Below are 18,164 nucleotides of genomic sequence, written 5' to 3' on the forward strand. Positions count from 1 at the left end.
ATGGCAGACAAAGAAATGCCCGAACGGGAAAAACGTGGTGAAGAGGGATAATGATAGGAAAAACCGGCACCTATTACGGTGCCGGTGGACGATCTGAAAACCGCGAATCAGGCGCTTTTCAGATAATCGAGAACGATGTCGTGGTGGTTGCTGGTTTTGAAGTCGTCAAAAACCTTCTCTACCTTGCCGTTTTCATCGATCAGGAAGCTGATGCGATGAATCCCGTCATAGGTTTTCCCCATGAACGTTTTTTCTCCCCAAACGCCAAATCCTTCTGAAACCTGATGATCTTCATCAGAAAGTAGCGTGAAATTTAAGACCTCTTTTTCGATAAAGCGGGACAATTTTTCTGATTTATCCGTGCTAATACCGAGAACTTCAACACCATGTTTTTTCAAATCATCCATGTTATCGCGCAGGCCGCAAGCCTGAACGGTGCATCCTGGCGTCATCGCTTTAGGGTAGAAATACACCAACACTTTCTGTCCCTGGAAGTCGGTTAAATTTACTTGTTCGCCATCCTGGTCGGGCAAGCTAAATTTCGGTGCAATATCACCGGCTTTCAGTGTGTTCATCACGACTCTCCGTCTTATTTCTCTTCATGCTGTGGATATACCCATAAATAGACTATCGGGCATAGTTAACGACGCTAATACTGCCTTGTGCGTGCAATTCTGTACATAGCTGATGAAAGGCTGGCTCAATAATTGAGCTATCAAGCGTTGCAGAACTGTGTGCGGCAATCTGAATATACAGCTGCGGCGGTTTGCCACCCTCGGCGGGCTGCGTTTTGGAAACCAGCTCGGCAATGTTTAACTGGTGAGAATCGAACAAATCGGTAAAGCGCTCAATGATGTGAGGGGAGTCGGCAACGTCGACCTTTACCCAAACGGTTGAAGGCGTTGGCTGACTAGCCTGTGACTCCGTCCGCTTCATCACGATCAGTAAATCCATCTCTGCGCCTTTCAGCGGCAGGGTAGATTCGATCAGCGTTATCGCATTCCAACTGCCGGACAGCAGCATAATAAACGTGAACTCTTTGCCCAGCATGGCAAGACGGCTATCTTCGATATTGCAGCCACAGCTACTGACGTGACGGGTAATCGCATTGACGATACCGGGGCGATCAACCCCCATCGCGGTAATAACCAGATAGTGTTCTTGTGAGCTTGGCAACATCATGCTTCCTGTCTTTTTTCCCATTAATACATGGTAAACATAAAAAATTGCTTGGAGCAATTTTTAACGCCGCTTGCGGCGGCCCGAAGGGCGGCGGGCAGGGATAGCCTGCCGTAAAAAAAACGGAGCAATTTTTAACGCCGTTTACGGCGGCCCGAAGGGTGGCGGGCAGGGATAGACCGCCATAAAAAACGGGAGCAATTTTTAGCTCGATTTACGCGGCCTATTTTCCCAAAACATCAGAAGCATTTTTAATTTCGTTTGCTGCGTCATAAAAAAACCTGCGTCAGACGCCTACAACGCCCTTGTCCGCTTGCTTTTGCATAGAGGTCAAAAGTACCATGAAGCACTTGTTTGTGGAGGGGATGGCCAATGTTTACGGGAAGTATTGTTGCGCTAGTTACGCCGATGGACGCCAAAGGCGCCGTTGACCGGGCGAGCTTGAAAAAACTGATTGATTATCATGTCGCTAGCGGTACATCGGCGATTGTCTCTGTCGGCACGACGGGTGAGTCTGCCACGCTGAGCCATGACGAACATGGCGATGTCGTGCTGCTGACGCTGGAACTGAGCGACGGACGTATTCCTGTTATCGCTGGAACGGGTGCTAATGCTACTGCCGAAGGCGTTTCTCTGACCAAACGGTTTCATGGCACGGGTGTTGTTGGCTGCCTGACGGTCACACCGTACTACAATAAACCGACGCAAGAAGGTCTATACCAGCACTTCAAAGCGATCGCCGAGCATACCGATCTGCCGCAAATCCTGTATAACGTACCTTCCCGTACTGGCTGCGACATGTTGCCGGAAACTGTTGCCCGTTTGTCCGAAGTGAAAAATATTGTCGCAATTAAAGAAGCGACGGGGAACTTAAGTCGGGTAAGTCAGATCCAAGAGCTGGTTAGTGAAGACTTCATTTTGCTGAGCGGCGATGACGCCAGCGGTCTGGATTTTATGCAACTCGGCGGTAAAGGTGTGATTTCCGTGACAGCGAATATCGCTGCGCGTGAAATGGCTGAACTTTGCAGGCTGGCGGCGCAGGGCAATTTTGTCGAAGCGCGCCGTTTAAATCAGCGCCTGATGCCACTGCATCAGAAATTATTTGTTGAACCCAATCCTATCCCAGTGAAATGGGCTTGTAAGGAATTGGGACTCATGGCGACCGATACGCTGCGCCTGCCGATGACACCGTTGACTGATTCCGGTCGTACGGTGATGGGGCAAGCACTTAAGCAAGCGGGTTTGCTGTAATCGTTAGGGAGATTTAATGAGTTATTCATTACAAAAGTCGATGGTGGCGAAAGTCGTTGGCTTATCACTCGTGATGTTGCTTGCGGCTTGTTCCAGCGATCAGCGCTATAAGCGTCAGGTCAGTGGCGATGAATCCTATCTAAAGGCACCAGCGCAACATGTGCTGAATACGCCTGCCGGGATGATTTTACCGGTGCAGAACGGGGATTTTGATATACCGCCAGTTACCCTGAATGGTGCAGTTGGCAAAGAGCTGGATATTCGTCCTCCAGTGCAGCCATTGGCTTTGTTGAATGGTTCCCGTACCCAAACCTCAGGTGATACGGCAACGCTGTTGTTAGAAAACAGTGCGCAAAACAGCCAGATCTGGTCTCAGGTTATCCGCGTGCTGCAAGACAACGCGTTTACCATTGCCAACCGTCAGGATGCCAGCCAAACGCTGACGACCGACTGGATCTCATGGCCGCGTGAAGATGAAAACGTTCCGTATCAGGGCCGTTATCAGATTTCTGTGCAACAGCAGGGTTACCAGGTTGCTCTAATCGTGAAACTGCTGGGCTTACAACTGAACGGTCAGCCAGTGACGACGAGCGATCAGACGCAGCGCTACGCTGGCCTGATGCTGAATGTCCTCAGTAATGGTCTGGACTCTCAGGCAACGGCACGCGAAAATGCGCTGGCAAACCGCACCATTGGTTCGCTGGACGTGCAGAGCGGTGCGGATGACACTGGTCTGCCGCTGCTGATTGTGCGCGGTCCGTACACTGTTGTGTGGGATCGTCTGCCTGTCGCGTTGGACAAAATCGGCATGAAGGTTAACGATCGCAGCCGTCCGCAGGGTTCTGTTTCTGTGACGTATCGAGCACCAAGCGGCGGAACCTGGGATGATCTGGGCGCGAAAAACCCTGAACTGCCTAACGGCGATTACAAATTGCAGGTCGGCGATTTAGATAACCGCAGCAGTCTGCAATTTATCGATTCCAAGGGGCATACGCTAACCCAGTCGCAGAACGATGCACTGGTGGCCGTATTCCAGGCGGCGTTCAGTAAATAACGCATAAAACAAGGGTCGGATTATCCGGCCCTTCTTCATTCAACAATATCTACCCGAATTGGCGGGCGCTATCGGCAAGCGTTCGGGGAAGCGTTAAATATCGGGTCGTATTTTTTGACCCTCACTGTGTGGAGTAATTAAAGATGCAAAAGCTAGCTGAGCTGTATCGTGGAAAGGCGAAAACCGTCTACACCACCGAAGATCCCGATCTACTGGTGCTGGAATTTCGCAATGATACATCAGCAGGAGACGGTGCGCGCATTGAGCAGTTTGACCGTAAAGGGATGGTGAATAACAAGTTCAACCATTTCATCATGAGCAAACTGGAAGAAGCCGGAATCCCAACCCAAATGGTGAGCCTGCTGTCTGACAATGAAGTGCTGGTGAAAAAACTGGAGATGGTGCCGGTCGAGTGTGTCGTGCGCAACCGCGCGGCGGGATCGCTGGTAAAACGTCTGGGTATCGAAGAAGGTATCGAGCTGAATCCGCCGTTGTTCGATCTGTTCCTGAAAAATGATGCCATGCATGACCCGATGGTGAACGAATCTTACTGCAAGACGTTCGGCTGGGTAAGTGAAGAGAATCTGGCTCGCATGAAGGAACTGAGCTACAAAGCGAACGATGTGCTGAGCAAACTGTTTGGCGACGCTGGGCTGATTCTGGTCGACTTCAAGCTGGAGTTTGGTCTGTTCAACGGTGAAGTCGTGCTGGGCGATGAGTTCTCACCAGACGGTAGCCGCCTGTGGGACAAAGAAACGCTGAACAAAATGGATAAAGACCGTTTCCGTCAGAGCCTTGGTGGCTTGATTGAAGCGTATGAAGAAGTTGCGCACCGTATCGGCGTAAAATTAGACTAACTGCGCAATCGTTTACGTTCAGGTCTCCAGTCGGCAATAGGCTGGAGACCTGAATATTTTAACTATTTTCCTTTCAGAAAACGCCCTTTTATTCCTCATCTTTGCCTGCATGATTTGCTGGTCTGCCCCTTATCTCGATTAATGCTATCATCGCGGTTTGCTTAACGCGCAACCTGACTACTTTCGACAGACTCGAATCCATGGCTTATATCGATCCAACATTGTTAATTCTGCTCGTCCTGGCGGGGCTGGGTATCATCAGCCACAACATGACCGTCACACTGGCGATTCTGGTGCTGCTGGCGATACGTATCACACCCTTAAACAGCTATTTCCCGTGGGTAGAAAAATACGGTCTGAGCATCGGTATCGTCGTTCTGACTATTGGCGTGATGGCACCGATTGCCAGCGGAAAAATTACCGCCAGTGAAGTGATGCATTCCTTCCTGCATTGGAAATCCCTGCTGGCGATTCTGATTGGTGTCGCCGTGTCCTGGCTTGGCGGACGTGGTGTGTCGCTAATGAGCAATCAACCCTCCGTTGTGGCGGGGCTGCTGGTGGGAACGGTCATGGGCGTGGCGCTGTTTCGCGGTGTGCCAGTCGGGCCGTTGATCGCCGCAGGGCTACTTTCTCTGCTGATTGGCAAGACCTGACTGAGCTGGCGCGTGTGATGATATTGCGTGATTTTCTCCACAGCCAACAACAGCAGCAACGCTATGGTATCCGGCGATTGCTGGTGCTGAGCGGTGAGTCGAGCTGGTGTGAAGAGCAAGCGATGGTGCTTAGCCGCCAGTCAACGGGCGACTGGCTGTGGGTTAGCGAACACGCACCTGACTCCGTCGCCTCGTTGCCAGCCAGTCGTGTTCGGACGCTGCTAGGGCGAGAGTTTCATCACGCGGTGTTTGATGCGCGCAGCGGCGTGGATGTCGAGGCGCTGGCGATGCTGTCCGGCACGCTACAGGCCGGGAGCTGGCTGATTATGCTGGTTCCGTCGTGGCAAGTGTGGCCGACGCTGCCGGATCAAGACAGCCTACGCTGGAGTGAGCACGCACAGCCGATTGCTACTCCGCACTTTATTCAGCACTTCCAGCGGCAGTTGCTGGCCGATGACGATGTGGTTCTCTGGCAACAAGGTCAGCCGTTGGTGATTCAGCCGCTGGCTGTAAGATCCGACTGGCAGCCTGTACAGGGTGAACCGACCGTACGACAGCAGCACATCTTGCATGAACTGAGTGCCACCGAGTCTGGCGTATTTGTGATTATCGCGCCACGCGGTCGAGGAAAATCGACGCTGGCGGGAATGCTGACGCAGCGTAGTCGCGGAACCTGCTGGACCACCGCACCTTCCCGTTCGGCGACGGATATCCTGCAACAGCACGCGCGTGGCGATGCGCAGTTTTGGGCACCGGATGCGTTGTTAGCACACTGTCACCTTCATGGCGCACCCGACATCGACTGGTTGTTGATTGATGAAGCGGCAGCGATTCCGTCTTCTGTACTTACTGCGCTGTTGCCCTATTTCCCCCGTATTTTGATGACCACGACGGTGCAGGGGTATGAAGGCACGGGACGGGGTTTTCTGCTGAAGTTTTGTGCGGCATTGCCGCAGTGTCGCGTATTTTCACTGGACGATCCTCTGCGCTGGGCCGCTAATGACCCGCTGGAACGCGTGTTGGATCAGGCGCTGCTGTTCAACGAACCCGCCTCTCTTCATTTTCCGCTGAATCCCACTGATGGCGCACTGACTCTGCCCTCTGCCGACCTTGATATTCGAACCGAGCGTGCCGACGACTGGCTGACACATCCCGAACGCCTGACGTGGTGCTATGCGCTATTGTGCAGTGCACATTACCGTACCTCGCCGCTGGATTTACGCCGCATGATGGATGCACTGGGCATGCATATTGTCAGTGCACAGGTGGCGGGTGATATTCGTGGCGTGTTGTGGCTGGTGGAGGAAGGCGGGCTGTCTGATTCACTGGCTCATGACGTTTGGGCTGGCAGGAGGCGACCGCGCGGTAATTTGGTGGCGCAATCGCTGGCGGCGCATGCTGGCCTGTGGAATGCGCCGACGCTGCACGCGCGTCGCGTAAGCCGGATTGCGGTTGCCTCGTCATCTCGCCGACAGGGAATAGGGCGAGCATTAATCGCAGATCAGACTCGTGAGGCACAAAAGCAGGCGCTGGATTATCTGTCGGTTAGCTTCGGCTATCAGCCAGATCTGTGGGCGTTCTGGCAATCGTGTGGGTTTCAATTGGTGCGTATCGGCAGTCATCTTGAGGCCAGCAGCGGCTGCTATAGCGCGATGGCGGTACTGCCGCTGAGTGAGGCCGGGCATAAACTGGCGCAGCAGGGAAGCCAGCAATTGGCGCGCGACTGGCACTGGCTACAACGCATGATTCCGCTGAGCCTCGCGCTGCCACAGACGGAAAATACGGATCTGGGTACAGAGAATATTGAACTGAATGACGACGACTGGCGTGAGCTGGTGGGATTTGCGTTTGCGCATCGGCCTATGGAGGCGAGCTTCGCTGCGATCTGTCGTCTGCTGATTCACACCTCGTTGCCGCTGCCTGCGCTACGTCTGTTGGCGGAAACACCGGGTGAAGGCGAACAGACGGCTGCTACGTTAGGGCTAACGGGCAAGAAAGCGCTCCTGAAACGCTGGCGAGAAGAAACCGCCAATGCGCTAATCGATCTCGATGCGCAACGCGGTGAGCGCTGGCGGCTGTGGGTGCTTCCTGACGATGCAGCGGAGGATGCGCTTCATCCCTGAAACGCATCGTTATGGATAGGCAGACTACGGTATCAGTTCAACTGTGATTTGAAGGCGGGCGCACGACGAAGTAATTCCCACAGCGTTTCCTGCAAGGGGATTTTCTGCGCTTCTGACAGCTGCGAGTAGCGCTGATAAAATGCATCCTCTTTCGCGGAAAAATCCGGGTTTTCCTGAAGCCATTGTTCACGTAGCGCGGTAATTTGTTCATCCGTTAGCTTTTTGCTCGGCGTGGCGTCTTCCTGTGCCTGAAACCAGCGGAAGCGCTTATCTGGCGTTGCGCGTTCTTCTCTGCTCCATCCGTCTTTAATTTGCAGGATCTGCGCCAGCGCGAAGCCAAGAGTGGTACTGATGCTGCGCCAGCTATCAGCGTCGGACGCGGCAGGCGGCGGCGATAGGCTGGCGAGTATTGTGGCAATATTCTTTTCCAGGCCCAGTTCGGTAGCCGCTTTTTCTTCCCAGCTTATTGCCTGCTGATGCAGTGCCGTCCATTCGCTTTCTGCCACGGCTTCACCCGCTAACAGCCGTGAAATTGCCTGAACCCACTGCTGACGCAAGCCGTCTACGGTTTCATCTACCAGCCAGTCAGACCACGGATTTCCTTCGTGACTTAACCAGTGGTGCAGCCATTGCAGCGCAACGCCATCTACCGTTTTTCCCGGAGCGAGAGCCGCAAAGAGGGCATCAACCTGTTCTGGTGTGGTGCTCGGCAGTTTTTCCAGCAGCAGGCCGAGCGAGGCCGGTAATCCGGTGATGCGTTCAAAGATGCGAATGTCTGCATTGTGCGCTAGCGCAGCAGAGACTGAGCCTTTGTTGTCCTGCCAGTAGGGGGAAAATGCGTGTTCGATATTACCGTCCGCCGCATGCTGACGTAGCCGCTGGTGGAGGAATGTGTGCAACGAAGCATCACCATAGAACGTGCTCCACGTAACGTGAGTGTCTGCCAGCGGCTGTGCGGTGTTCTGTATCGCAATCTCGTGCGATTCCAGCCAGCCGCGTAGCTGCGCCAGCGTTTTCACACCGATCTGCCGTGAAATCTCCTGCCCATTTTTAAACAGCAGCAGCGTAGGAATACCTCGTACCCCAAAACGCTGCATGAATGCCGGATATTGCTCCACATCCAACTTGGCGACGGTTAGGTTGTCTGGCGTGTTATCGGCAATCGTGTTTAGCAGAGGAGCTAGCGTTTTGCACGGCTGGCACCAGGGTGCCCACAGGTCGAGCAAAATGGGCTTGTCACTGTTATTGAGCAACGTATCCAGCGAGGTGTCGCTGGCAGTAATGATGGCGTCTGACATGGTGTCTCCGTTCAGAGAAAATAGTGAGTAAGTTGAGTAGGGGGCAGTGAACCGTGACAACACGGCTTACTGTGAGCCGCCTACGGTCATGTTGTCGATACGAAGCGTTGGCTGGCCGACGCTGACGGGCAGGGATTGGCCTTCTTTGGTACAGGCGATATTGCCGTCATCCAAAGCCAAATCGTTACCCACCATCGCGACGTGCAGCAATGCTTCTGGCCCGTGACCAATCAGCGTGGCACCTTTAACCGGGCGGGTGACGCGTCCGTTTTCAATCAGGTAGGCTTCGGTGGTGGAAAAGACGTATTTCCCGCTGCTGATATCAACCTGCCCGCCGCCGAAGCCGACGGCGTAGAGGCCGTTTTTGACCGATGCGATCACTTCTTCGGCTGGATATTGTCCTGCCAGCATGTAGGTGTTGGTCATGCGCGGCAGCGGTAGCGCAGAGTAGGAAGCCCGACGCGCGTTGCCCGTCAGGGCGGTATTCATCAGTCTGGCGTTGAGGCTGTCCTGTAAATAGCCGCGCAGGATGCCGTCCTCGATTAATGTCGTGCACTGTGACGGTGTGCCTTCATCGTCCACATGCAGCGAACCCCGCCGGTTGGCGAGCGTGCCGTCATCCACGACGGTAATGCCCGGCGCGGCAACGCGTTCTCCTAACAGACTAGAGAATGCGGAACTGCCTTTGCGATTAAAATCGCCTTCCAGCCCGTGCCCGATAGCTTCGTGCAGCAAAATGCCGGGCGAACCTGCACCAAGGATCACGCTGTAAGTTCCTGCTGGCACCGGGCTGGCGTCCAGATTATTCAGCGCCTGATCGACAGCCTGATTAACCCACTGGCTGACCGTCTCGTCAGCAAAGAATCGGTAGTCGAGGCGTCGCCCACCACCGCTGGAACCATTCTCCCGACGACCCTGCTGTTCGACGACGACATTGATGACCAGATTCACCAGCGGGCGAACGTCGGTGGCGAGCCGACCGTCATGTCGGGCGATCAGAATGGTTTCGTGTGAAGCATTCAGGTAGGCCGTGACCTGCGTCACGCGGGGATCGCGGGCACGCGCCTGTCTGTCGATCGAGAGCAGAAGCTGACGTTTATGTTCTTCGGTTACGGCAAGTAAAGGATTGTCTGACGGATAAAGCGCGGTCGTGCCGTGCGGCAGCGACGCGGGTAGTGCCACACTGGCGGTCTGTCCCCGACGACTGATTTCTCTTACGGTATTGGCTGCTTGCAGAATAGCCTGCGGGCGGAGGTCATTGGTGTAGGAGAACGCCGTTTTCTCGCCGCTGACGGCGCGGACGCCAACGCCCTGATCGCGGCTAAATCCTGTTGGGCGCACAATGCCGTTTTCTAACTGCCAGCCTTCCTGCTGGCGGCGCTGAAAATAGAGATCGGCATAGTCCACCTGACGCTGCATGATGTGGTTCAGCGCGTGCGTTATCTCCGTCGTTTCCAGCGAAAATGCCGACAGCGCAGGTGAGACTCCCGCTCTGGAAGCGTGTATTGCCATGATAATGATCCTGTTTCTGTGACGCGATGTGGGATTACTGCCCGGCGATCTGCATCTCTTCAATCAATAGGGAACCGCAGGAGAGATTGCCCTGCGTGTGGATGTCCGCTCCGAGCGCGACACAGTGCAGGAGCAGCGTTTTCAGGTTGCCTGCAATGGTGATTTCTTCGACCGGATACTGAATTTCGCCGTTTTCGACCCAAAAGCCCGCCACACCCTGCGAATAGTCGCCCGTCATTGGATTCAGTCCGTGCCCTAGCAACGTGGTGACCAGCAGTCCTGTGTGCATCTGGCGCAGCAGCGCTGGCAAGTCATCGCCAGCGCGACTCTGGTTGCTGCTGACGCTCAGATTATAGGCTCCACCTGCGTGTCCGGTCGTCGTGAGCCCCAGGCGTCGAGCGCTGTAGCTTGAGAGAAAATAGCCTTGTGCAATGCCGTCGTGGATGACATGACGCGGAGCAGTTGCGACGCCTTCAGCATCGAAGCAGGCGCTGGCCAGTGCGCCGGGAATAAACGGATTTTCATACAAGCTCAGGTGCGGTGCAGTGATGGCCTCACCGAGGCACTGACCCAGAAATGACGTGGATCGATAAAGCGCCGCGCCGCTCAGCGCACCGACCAAATGATGAATCAGGCTGTGCGCCACGGGGGCCTCAAACAGCACTGGACTGCGGCGGGTTGAGAGTTTTCGTGCACCTAGCTGTGCCACCGCACGTTGCGCGGCGGTATGTCCGATAGCCTCTGGCGAGGCCAGCAGCGACGGCGCTCTGCCGGAGGTGTGCCAGAAACCCTGCTGACGTTGCGTATCGTTACGCGCAATCGCATGGCTCCACAGGGTGTGTAACGATGTTGGGTAACCTGCCGAAAAACCGGCAGAGTTCGCCAGAATAAAGTCTCCCTGCTGCGAGGTGATTTCCGTGCTCTCGCTGTAGCCATGTTCATGTGTGGTATTGGCGGCCTGCTCGGCGCGCAGCGCCAGCGACAGCGCTTGCTCAACCGTCAGCGTATCGGCGTTGTGAAGCGCAAGATCGTAAATATTACGGGCGAAATGCTGTGCTTCCGGCAGACCGCTACACGGATCCTCATCGGCATATTTTGCCAGCGTGCTAGCGGCATCAACGGCATCCTGCAACGCTTCCTTGCTAAACAAGGTCGAAGAAACGGTGCCTGCGCGCTGGCCGAAGTAGACCGTAACGGACAGGAAGTTGCTTTGGTTTTGCGTCAGCGTATCAATATCGCCGTTCCTGACGCGGATCGTACGGCGGTTTCCCTGCGAGATGCTGACGACTGCCTGACTCGCGCCTTTTGCGGCCGCGAAGTCCAGCACGTCTCCGGCCAGCGACTGAAGCGTGTCGGTCTGCGGCGTAGCAAGAACGGGGGATTCATCAAGAGAAGGCATTATTCGGTATCCATGCGTGACAGTGTTCTACTCATGATGTGCAACGAAGAAAGAAAAGCGTCACCGCACGCCGAAACTTTTTTTACGCTGAGGAATTTGGATGATGGAGAAGATGATGCGCTCTGATGCTGGCGAGGCTTTCAGCACCAGAGCGAAAGAGGAAGTCAGGGGGCTTTGACGGGTTGCAGGACGAAATCGATTTTGCTCAGGCCACGCTGCTGGGCATTCGTCATGACATACGCTACCCGACCATATTCGACGGCCTGATCGGCAAACAGCCGTATATTCGGGTGAGTGCCTTCGGCTGAGGCCGCATCGAGTTTGGCGATCAGTTGGGCATCATCGACCGCTTCTTTATTCCAGTTAATTTGTCCGGTTGCGGTAATCGCGATATCCACAGCTTGTGGATCTTTTTTGATTTTTTCGACGCTGGCGCGCGGTAGATCCACTTTGACGGCGTGATTAATGACCGGCAGGGTGATCATGAACACGATCAGCAGCACCAGCATGACATCGATAAACGGCGTCATGTTGATGTCGTTAAGCAGGGCGTCTTCCTGACTTTCAAACGGGGATGACATACTCATGGCTATGTTCCTCTTCAGGCGGAGCGCTCAACGGGGTGAGTCGGCTCATACCGCGCTGCACTATTCTGGTCGGTAATACTGGTCAGATCGGTAATACTGGTATCCACGCGTGCGCCAGTCAGCAGGTAAGCGTGCAGATCGTGCGCAAAGCGATTCATGGCATGCAGGACGATGCGATTGCGGCGGTTGATTGCGTTGAATCCTAATACGGCCGGAATCGCCACGAACAGGCCAAACGCCGTCATGATCAAGGCTTCGCCGACAGGGCCAGCAACCTGAGCCAGATCGGGCTGGCCGATGGTACTGATGGTTTGCAGCGCGTGAAAAATGCCCCACACGGTGCCTAGCAGGCCGATAAACGGCGCGGTACTGCCGATAGACGCCAGCGTGCCGAGGCCGGATTGCAGTTTGCCTGAGTTGGTGTCCAGCGTGTTGCTCAGGCCGCGCACCAGCCAGTCGCTGAGATCGACGTGTCCGCCCAGCGTGGAAGAAAATTTGTGCGGGTGTTTCAGCAGCGCGTGCCCTTCGATCACCAGATCGCGGAACGGGTTAAAACGCTGCTTACCGAATTTCTCGACGCTCTCTTGCAGGCTGGTCGCCTGCCAAAAGGTATTCCGACTGTATTGCACGCTTTTGTTCAAGGCGAATAACTGCCGCGCTTTAAGCAGCATGACCGTCCATGACAGCAGCGACATGATGAGCAGAATGATGGCTACCGAGTGGGTGACCACGTCGCCCTGCTGCCAGAAATGATGGATATCTAACGTGTTCATGTGTGACCTCTTATGCAATAACCTGATTCGGGCGTGTTTGCGAAACGGCGGATGCGCTATGTCAACGCGGGTGCTTTCTTAGTGAGTCAGCCGGAAATTAACGGGCTGAATCGTCATGACAGTAATGGCCTGTCCATTTTCGCGGTAAGGCGTACAGCGTGCCTGCGCTACGGCCTCAATCGCGGCCTGATCGAGTGCGTCATAGCCGCTACTGCGGGCAATGTCGTGTCGAATCAATCGCCCCTCTGGGCTAATCACCAGACGAACCAGCACGTTGCCTTCCTGCTGGAGACGCTTGGCGCGGCGAGGGTAGTCAGGTTGCGGGACGACACAGCCAACGGATGCAACCTGCTTAGGCTGCGCACCCGGGCTGTTCTGCATCAGGTTGCCCTTGCTGGCGGTCGTCAGTGTGCCTGGCGTCGCTTCCGGTGCGGTGTGAGACGGCTCCGGTGCCGGACGCGCCGCAGGCTGACGCTCAGCGGTGGTTTTTGGGCGGATGGGCTGTGGTTTTACCACTGGCTTAACCGGCGGCTGGTGAACCTCTTTTTTGACCGGAGGCGGCGTTTGCTGTTCCTCAACGACTGGTTTTTCAGGAACGGGCGCAATTTCACGTTCACCCTGTTCTGATGTCAGCACGGGTGGCTCCGGCGACGGTTCAGGAATCGGTTCGGGTTCTGGCGCGTCAACCATCGTGGCCTGAATGCTTATGCTGGCTGCTGGATTGAGCAGGTTGATCGGTGTGTATTCAGTGGTTCGCGTGATGAGTAAGGCAGCGACACCGGCATGGATCAGCGCGACCGTCAGAAAGCTGAGCGCAATCCTCCCCATTTCTCCCCGGTCGGGCGCCGCCACCGCCATGCTGCGCGACGGCTGTGCGGGTGCGACGTCACGCCGTGCGGCGGGTGCCGCATCAACGCGCGCGTTTAACGAAAGGTGTTGCACGGATGCCTGTTGCACGTTTTCCTCTGCTGCTCTTACTTACGGTGTCGGACGCTTTATGCCGCCCTGAACATCGGGATTGTGATGACCTCTATTAACGATGTGCAACGAGGCAGGAAAAGTGTCACCACGTGCGTGAAATTTTTTGCGGCTTGCCATCCTTGACTACCACCTTTGCGAGCCATCGCTTATACGTGTCTGGCGTCGGCGGCGCGGATATGTATCCAGTAATCGGTGGTATGCACAATCGCGATGGGCATGGTTTGCGCCAGAGAATCCAGCGTGTAGTTCAGGTTATCTAACGGGAAATTGCCACTGACGCGTAAATCAGCGATAGCGGGATCCAGCCGGATTATTCCGGGGGTGTAATCACGCAGTTCGCTGATGACCGACGCCAGCGAGCGATCGCGGACTTCCAGACGACCCTGCATCCAGGCGCTTTCCGCCTCCGGCGTGACGGCAACCTGATAGAGCGTTGAGCGATCGAACCAGACGCCTTGACCCGCGTGAAGGCGCAGGCTTTGCCCTGCGTGGTTAGTCACCTTGGCGATGTTATCCAGCACGCCGACGTGGATGCCGCCGCTTTCATGACGCACGTTCACATTGGCCTGAAGCGCGACGATATTGCCCATGTGGGTATCAATAATAAAAGGGCGTTGTGCATCCGATTTAATCTTCGCGAAGATACCACCGTTGAGAATGCCGACCTGACGGAGGGTATTTTCTGGTTCAACGTTGATATCGACGGCGGTACGCGCGTTCAACATGAGCGTGCTGCCATCGCTGAGCGGAACCTGCTGGCGCTGTGCCGTGGCAGTCTTCACATCAGATAGAAGGGGTGATAGGGGGTAATGTTGGTTAAGTAACAAGCTGCTTAGCGAGGCGATGGCCACCATGCCCAGCCCATATTGCAGGACTTTGCGCCGACCTGAGGGGGCTAATAGCGCCTGGCGAATCGGTTCGTGAGGCAGCGCGGCGAGAAGCGGCTGAAATTTCCCCAGAGTTTGCTCAATGCGTTGGCAGGCGCGCTCATGCAGAGGGTTTTCGTATCGCCAGCGTCGGTACTCATCATAGTCGGACTGTGTTGCTTCGCCCGAACGCAGCAGCACCATCCATTCAATCGCCTGTTCGGCAATCGGGTCATCCATGTGTCGTCTTGCCATGCGGTTCACCTATAAGTCACTGCTGTCCTGTGTGGCCAGATAGCAGTTGGTCAGCGCTTTGGCGATATATTTTCTCACCATACTGGCGGAGACATCGAGCTGTACGGCAATGTCGGCATAGGTCATGCCATCAAGCTGGCTAAACAGAAATGCCTGCCGTGCTTTGGTGGATAACCCATCCAGCGCCTGATCGATAGTGAGCAGCGCCTCCATCAACAGCTGTTGATCTTCTGGTGACGGATGGTGAAATTCAGGTTTACTCGCCAGCGCGGTGAGATAGGCTTTTTCCAGATCGCGGCGACGCCAGTTTTCATACAGTACGCGTTTGGCGAGCGTGGTTAGCATCGCGCGCGGTTCCTGTACATTGGCAAGATTTGGTAGCGAGGCCAAACGTAAAAATGCCTCTGAGGCGACATCTTCCGCTTCACAGCCGTAGGCAATACGGCGGCGTAATCTTTCCGTTAGCCAGCGATAGTCGCTACGAAATATCAGCGACAGTAAGTCGGGTTTTTTAACAGCCTCTATGTACATGGGCATCCTTAAATAGCGTAAATCACAACAATGCTTGAACCGGGATACCCCAGGGCCGCAGAACAAAAGGAACGATGCGTCCTGTGCTGTTTTTAAGTCAAAATATGCAGGAGTCAAACAACGTTTTTTTTCTATGGTTAGTTAGAAATGTTCTGTTACTGACTGGAATGGGTAAATCTCTATTTCTGGATGTTTCTTGGCGGGCGATAAAAAAGACAATTCAGAAGAGTGATTCATTTTTATATTTAAAAATACAGAGGAAAGATTTGTCCAAATCAATCTGTTTTCTACCGAGGAAAAAATAATTACGGGAAAAATGACTTTCCCACTGTCACTTTTCCATCGTCATTGCACAAATCATACGAAGACCAATAAAAACTGATTTTTTGAAGCAATTGACGAGGGAAAAATGAAAAAACGTAATACTGCCTCTCCCGCTCTGGGGCTGAGTTTTAAGAAACGCTTATTCTTCACTAATATGTTGGCGATTAATTCTGCGTTATTCATGGGGGCAACGACCGTTCCTATGACCGTCTATGCGGCGGGTGAAAATGACACCGTGGCATTTTCTATTCCTGCGGGCGACCTGCAAAAAGGGCTATTGGCAATCGCCAATCAAAGCAAACAGACACTCTCTTTTAATCCTGCGCTGGTGGCGAATTATCAGAGTGCCGCGCTGAATGGCAATTATTCAACGCGTCAGGCTATTTTACGCTTACTGCAAGGTACGCCGTTATTATTGACGACGACGGGTAATGGCACGCTGACCATTGTTTCTTCCCGCGCTAATGATGCAGATGTGGCGCAGGCGAGTGATAAAACGCTGCCAGCGATTACCGTCAGCGCAGGCAGTGAAGATGAAACCGTATTGAATCCCGGCACCTCCTCTTCGGCATTACGCACCAGCACGTCGTTGCAGCAAACGGCACAGTCAGTTCAGGTGATCAGTAATAAGCTGATTACCGCCCGTCAGGCCACATCGTTGGAAGAGGCGTTAAAAAACTCAGGCAGCGTGGTTACCATTCAGTCAAACCGTGGTACGCCTACGTACTGGATGCGTGGCTATGCCGTAACGTCTGGTGCGACGGATGGCCTGTCGGGCTCTAGCAATGCTGGTATTGGTCAGGGTACGGCGATTGAGGGGGTCGAACGTGTTGAAGTGCTGAAAGGGCCACAGTCGGTGCTCGCGGGAAGCAGTTCCGCCGCGGGAACCATTAACGTTGTGCGTAAAAAACCGGTAACCGAACCGTTGCATGTCCTCAAAGTCGAGGCGGCGCGCTACGGTGAATTTAAAACGGCTATCGATCTGGGTGGCGCGATCACGGACGATAAAGCGTTCAGCTACCGTTTAAATGCCTCAACCATGAAATCTCAGCACTCCTTTCCTGATTACAACGGTAACCACGGTGATTATTTAGCCCCAGCGCTGACCTGGAAAAACGACAATACGCGGATCACCGTTGGTGCGGAAGTGAATCAGGCACGTAAATCGGGACCTGCCGGAACGATTTACGCTAACGGGAGAATACAGAAGCTGCCGGAATATCGTCTGGGGGATAAAGACGATCATAACAAGATGAAAACGACGAATGCCTATTATGAGCTGGAGCAAAAACTCGTCGACGATTGGACATTCAACAGTAAAGCGGGTTTCCAGAGCACGGCTTCGCAGATGAAGATGAACGAAACGCTGGATATCGCCGCTAATGGCAACAAAATTAGCCACCCGCTGGCCTATAAATCCACTAATCAGACGTGGAGCCAGCAAAATGATATTCGCGGGAAAATCGAAACCGGGCCCGTCACTCAGACTTTGTTGGTCGGCCATGACTATAAGCATGAACGCTACGCCAGCTATGACGGCAGCTTTATCCTGATGACCAATGGGAATGTGTATAACCCAGACTCGTTGGTGTTCCCCAGCATCGGTGAACCGAATAGCCGGACGTACACGTCCAAGCTGATTCAAAGCGGCTTCCTGTTCCAGGATCAGATCGATGTCTTTGACCGCCTGCATTTCCAACTGGCGGTGAAGCGCTCGACATGGAACAACAGCTATTTGGTAGGAACGCGAGCATCGACGTATACCGCGACCAAGTGGATCCCCAATTACGGCATTAGCTTCGATATCACACCGGACGTCACGGTTTACGCCAACTTGCTGAATAGCTTTAGCGGCAGTGCGCAAGTTTCGCGTTCTGGTGTCCAGCTCCCCCCAACGACGGGGCAGTCTAAAGAAGCTGGGCTGAAATTCAACCTGCTCGAAGATAACCTTACGCTGACGACAGCCGTATTCAGCATTGAGCAAAAAAACCTAGCGGTAACGGATAGAAACGGTTTCCCCATTGCGACCACGGGACGCAAAAGTGAAGGTTTTGACGTGGATCTGAACGGTTCTTTGTTGCCGGGATGGGATGTCACGGCCAGCTATACCTACTCGGATAATAAGGATCCTACCACCGTTCGTAGCACGATTACGCCGCGCCACTCTGGAAACGTGTGGACGTCTTATGAAGTGCAGTCTGGACGCTATCAGGGGGCCGGTGCATCAGTCGGTATCAGCGGTTCATCGAAAACGCAGAACGGCCCGAGCAATAACGCCTTCAACATCGGCAGCTCGGCATCAACCGATGCATCGGTGTTTTACCGCCAGCCTGACTGGTCGCTGACGCTGGGTGTCAACAACGTCTTCGATCGCGATATCTACTACACCAGCACGACGCCGCTATATATCGGAGTGAAAGAAGGGCGAACGTGGCGTCTCACTGGGACGTATTCGTTCTGATAACCCGTTCGGCCAATCTGTTAGACAAATAACGAGAACGGTCATTCACACGAATCAGCA

16 protein-coding genes are annotated in these 18,164 nt (G+C 54.3%); 6 read left to right on the forward strand and 10 right to left on the reverse strand.

Annotated features, from left to right (window positions below; all coding sequences use genetic code 11):
- Positions 1-107 precede the first annotated feature (107 nt).
- Positions 108-575: a thioredoxin-dependent thiol peroxidase gene (gene bcp / locus GZ59_RS06190; protein ID WP_011092849.1), complete on the reverse strand. Its 468-nt coding sequence runs from the start codon at positions 573-575 to the stop codon at positions 108-110.
- 52 nt (positions 576-627) lie between these two features.
- Entirely contained in the window at positions 628-1,179 is a 552-nt protein-coding gene (locus tag GZ59_RS06195) for a glycine cleavage system transcriptional repressor (protein ID WP_039290711.1), read from the reverse strand.
- 372 nt (positions 1,180-1,551) lie between these two features.
- On the opposite strand from GZ59_RS06195, the gene dapA reads away from it, so the two are divergent.
- The 5 genes from dapA (at position 1,552) to GZ59_RS06220 (ending at position 7,117) form a co-directional block, all read left to right on the forward strand.
- Positions 1,552-2,430 (forward strand): 4-hydroxy-tetrahydrodipicolinate synthase, encoded by an 879-nt coding sequence (gene dapA / locus GZ59_RS06200; protein WP_011092851.1) that lies wholly within the window; start codon positions 1,552-1,554, stop codon positions 2,428-2,430.
- Between the two features lie 16 nt (positions 2,431-2,446).
- Positions 2,447-3,484 carry an outer membrane protein assembly factor BamC gene (gene bamC / locus GZ59_RS06205; RefSeq protein WP_011092852.1) on the forward strand — a complete coding sequence of 346 codons (1,038 nt, stop codon included), beginning with the start codon at positions 2,447-2,449 and terminating at the stop codon, positions 3,482-3,484.
- Positions 3,485-3,627: 143 nt separating this feature from the next.
- Entirely contained in the window at positions 3,628-4,341 is a 714-nt protein-coding gene (gene purC, locus GZ59_RS06210) for a phosphoribosylaminoimidazolesuccinocarboxamide synthase (RefSeq protein ID WP_011092853.1), read from the forward strand.
- Positions 4,342-4,541: 200 nt separating this feature from the next.
- On the forward strand, positions 4,542-4,994 hold the full coding sequence (locus tag GZ59_RS06215) for a DUF441 domain-containing protein (RefSeq protein WP_011092854.1): 453 nt from the start codon (positions 4,542-4,544) through the stop codon (positions 4,992-4,994).
- Between the two features lie 17 nt (positions 4,995-5,011).
- Positions 5,012-7,117, forward strand: coding sequence for a tRNA(Met) cytidine acetyltransferase TmcA (locus GZ59_RS06220; protein ID WP_039290714.1), 2,106 nt, complete (start codon positions 5,012-5,014; stop codon positions 7,115-7,117).
- Between the two features lie 32 nt (positions 7,118-7,149).
- Here the strand turns inward: GZ59_RS06220 and trxA are convergent, their stop codons facing one another.
- The 8 genes from trxA to GZ59_RS06260 form a co-directional block, all read right to left on the reverse strand.
- Positions 7,150-8,415 (reverse strand): thioredoxin, encoded by a 1,266-nt coding sequence (trxA, locus tag GZ59_RS06225; RefSeq protein WP_039290716.1) that lies wholly within the window; start codon positions 8,413-8,415, stop codon positions 7,150-7,152.
- Positions 8,416-8,481: 66 nt separating this feature from the next.
- Positions 8,482-9,927: a metalloprotease TldD gene (tldD, locus tag GZ59_RS06230; RefSeq protein ID WP_048018352.1), complete on the reverse strand. Its 1,446-nt coding sequence runs from the start codon at positions 9,925-9,927 to the stop codon at positions 8,482-8,484.
- A 34-nt stretch (positions 9,928-9,961) separates the two neighbouring features.
- A complete protein-coding gene (locus GZ59_RS06235; protein WP_039290719.1) occupies positions 9,962-11,326 on the reverse strand; it encodes a TldD/PmbA family protein in 1,365 nt (454 codons plus the stop codon).
- Between the two features lie 164 nt (positions 11,327-11,490).
- Positions 11,491-11,913 (reverse strand): ExbD/TolR family protein, encoded by a 423-nt coding sequence (locus GZ59_RS06240; protein WP_039290722.1) that lies wholly within the window; start codon positions 11,911-11,913, stop codon positions 11,491-11,493.
- A gap of 14 nt (positions 11,914-11,927) precedes the next feature.
- Positions 11,928-12,686, reverse strand: a complete 759-nt coding sequence (locus tag GZ59_RS06245; RefSeq protein WP_039290724.1) for a MotA/TolQ/ExbB proton channel family protein — start codon at positions 12,684-12,686, stop codon at positions 11,928-11,930.
- 78 nt (positions 12,687-12,764) lie between these two features.
- Complete coding sequence (locus tag GZ59_RS06250; RefSeq protein ID WP_039290727.1) at positions 12,765-13,643, reverse strand: energy transducer TonB; 879 nt, start codon at positions 13,641-13,643, stop codon at positions 12,765-12,767.
- A 170-nt stretch (positions 13,644-13,813) separates the two neighbouring features.
- Positions 13,814-14,788 carry a FecR family protein gene (locus GZ59_RS06255; RefSeq protein WP_230491462.1) on the reverse strand — a complete coding sequence of 325 codons (975 nt, stop codon included), beginning with the start codon at positions 14,786-14,788 and terminating at the stop codon, positions 13,814-13,816.
- Positions 14,789-14,797: 9 nt separating this feature from the next.
- Positions 14,798-15,319, reverse strand: coding sequence for a sigma-70 family RNA polymerase sigma factor (locus tag GZ59_RS06260; protein WP_039290731.1), 522 nt, complete (start codon positions 15,317-15,319; stop codon positions 14,798-14,800).
- 409 nt (positions 15,320-15,728) lie between these two features.
- Between GZ59_RS06260 and GZ59_RS06270 the strand changes: the two genes are divergently transcribed.
- Positions 15,729-18,104 carry a TonB-dependent siderophore receptor gene (locus GZ59_RS06270; protein WP_039290736.1) on the forward strand — a complete coding sequence of 792 codons (2,376 nt, stop codon included), beginning with the start codon at positions 15,729-15,731 and terminating at the stop codon, positions 18,102-18,104.
- The last annotated feature ends 60 nt before the right edge of the window (positions 18,105-18,164 follow it).

This window comes from Pectobacterium atrosepticum (assembly GCF_000740965.1).
GTDB classification, from domain to species: Bacteria; Pseudomonadota; Gammaproteobacteria; order Enterobacterales; family Enterobacteriaceae; genus Pectobacterium; species Pectobacterium atrosepticum.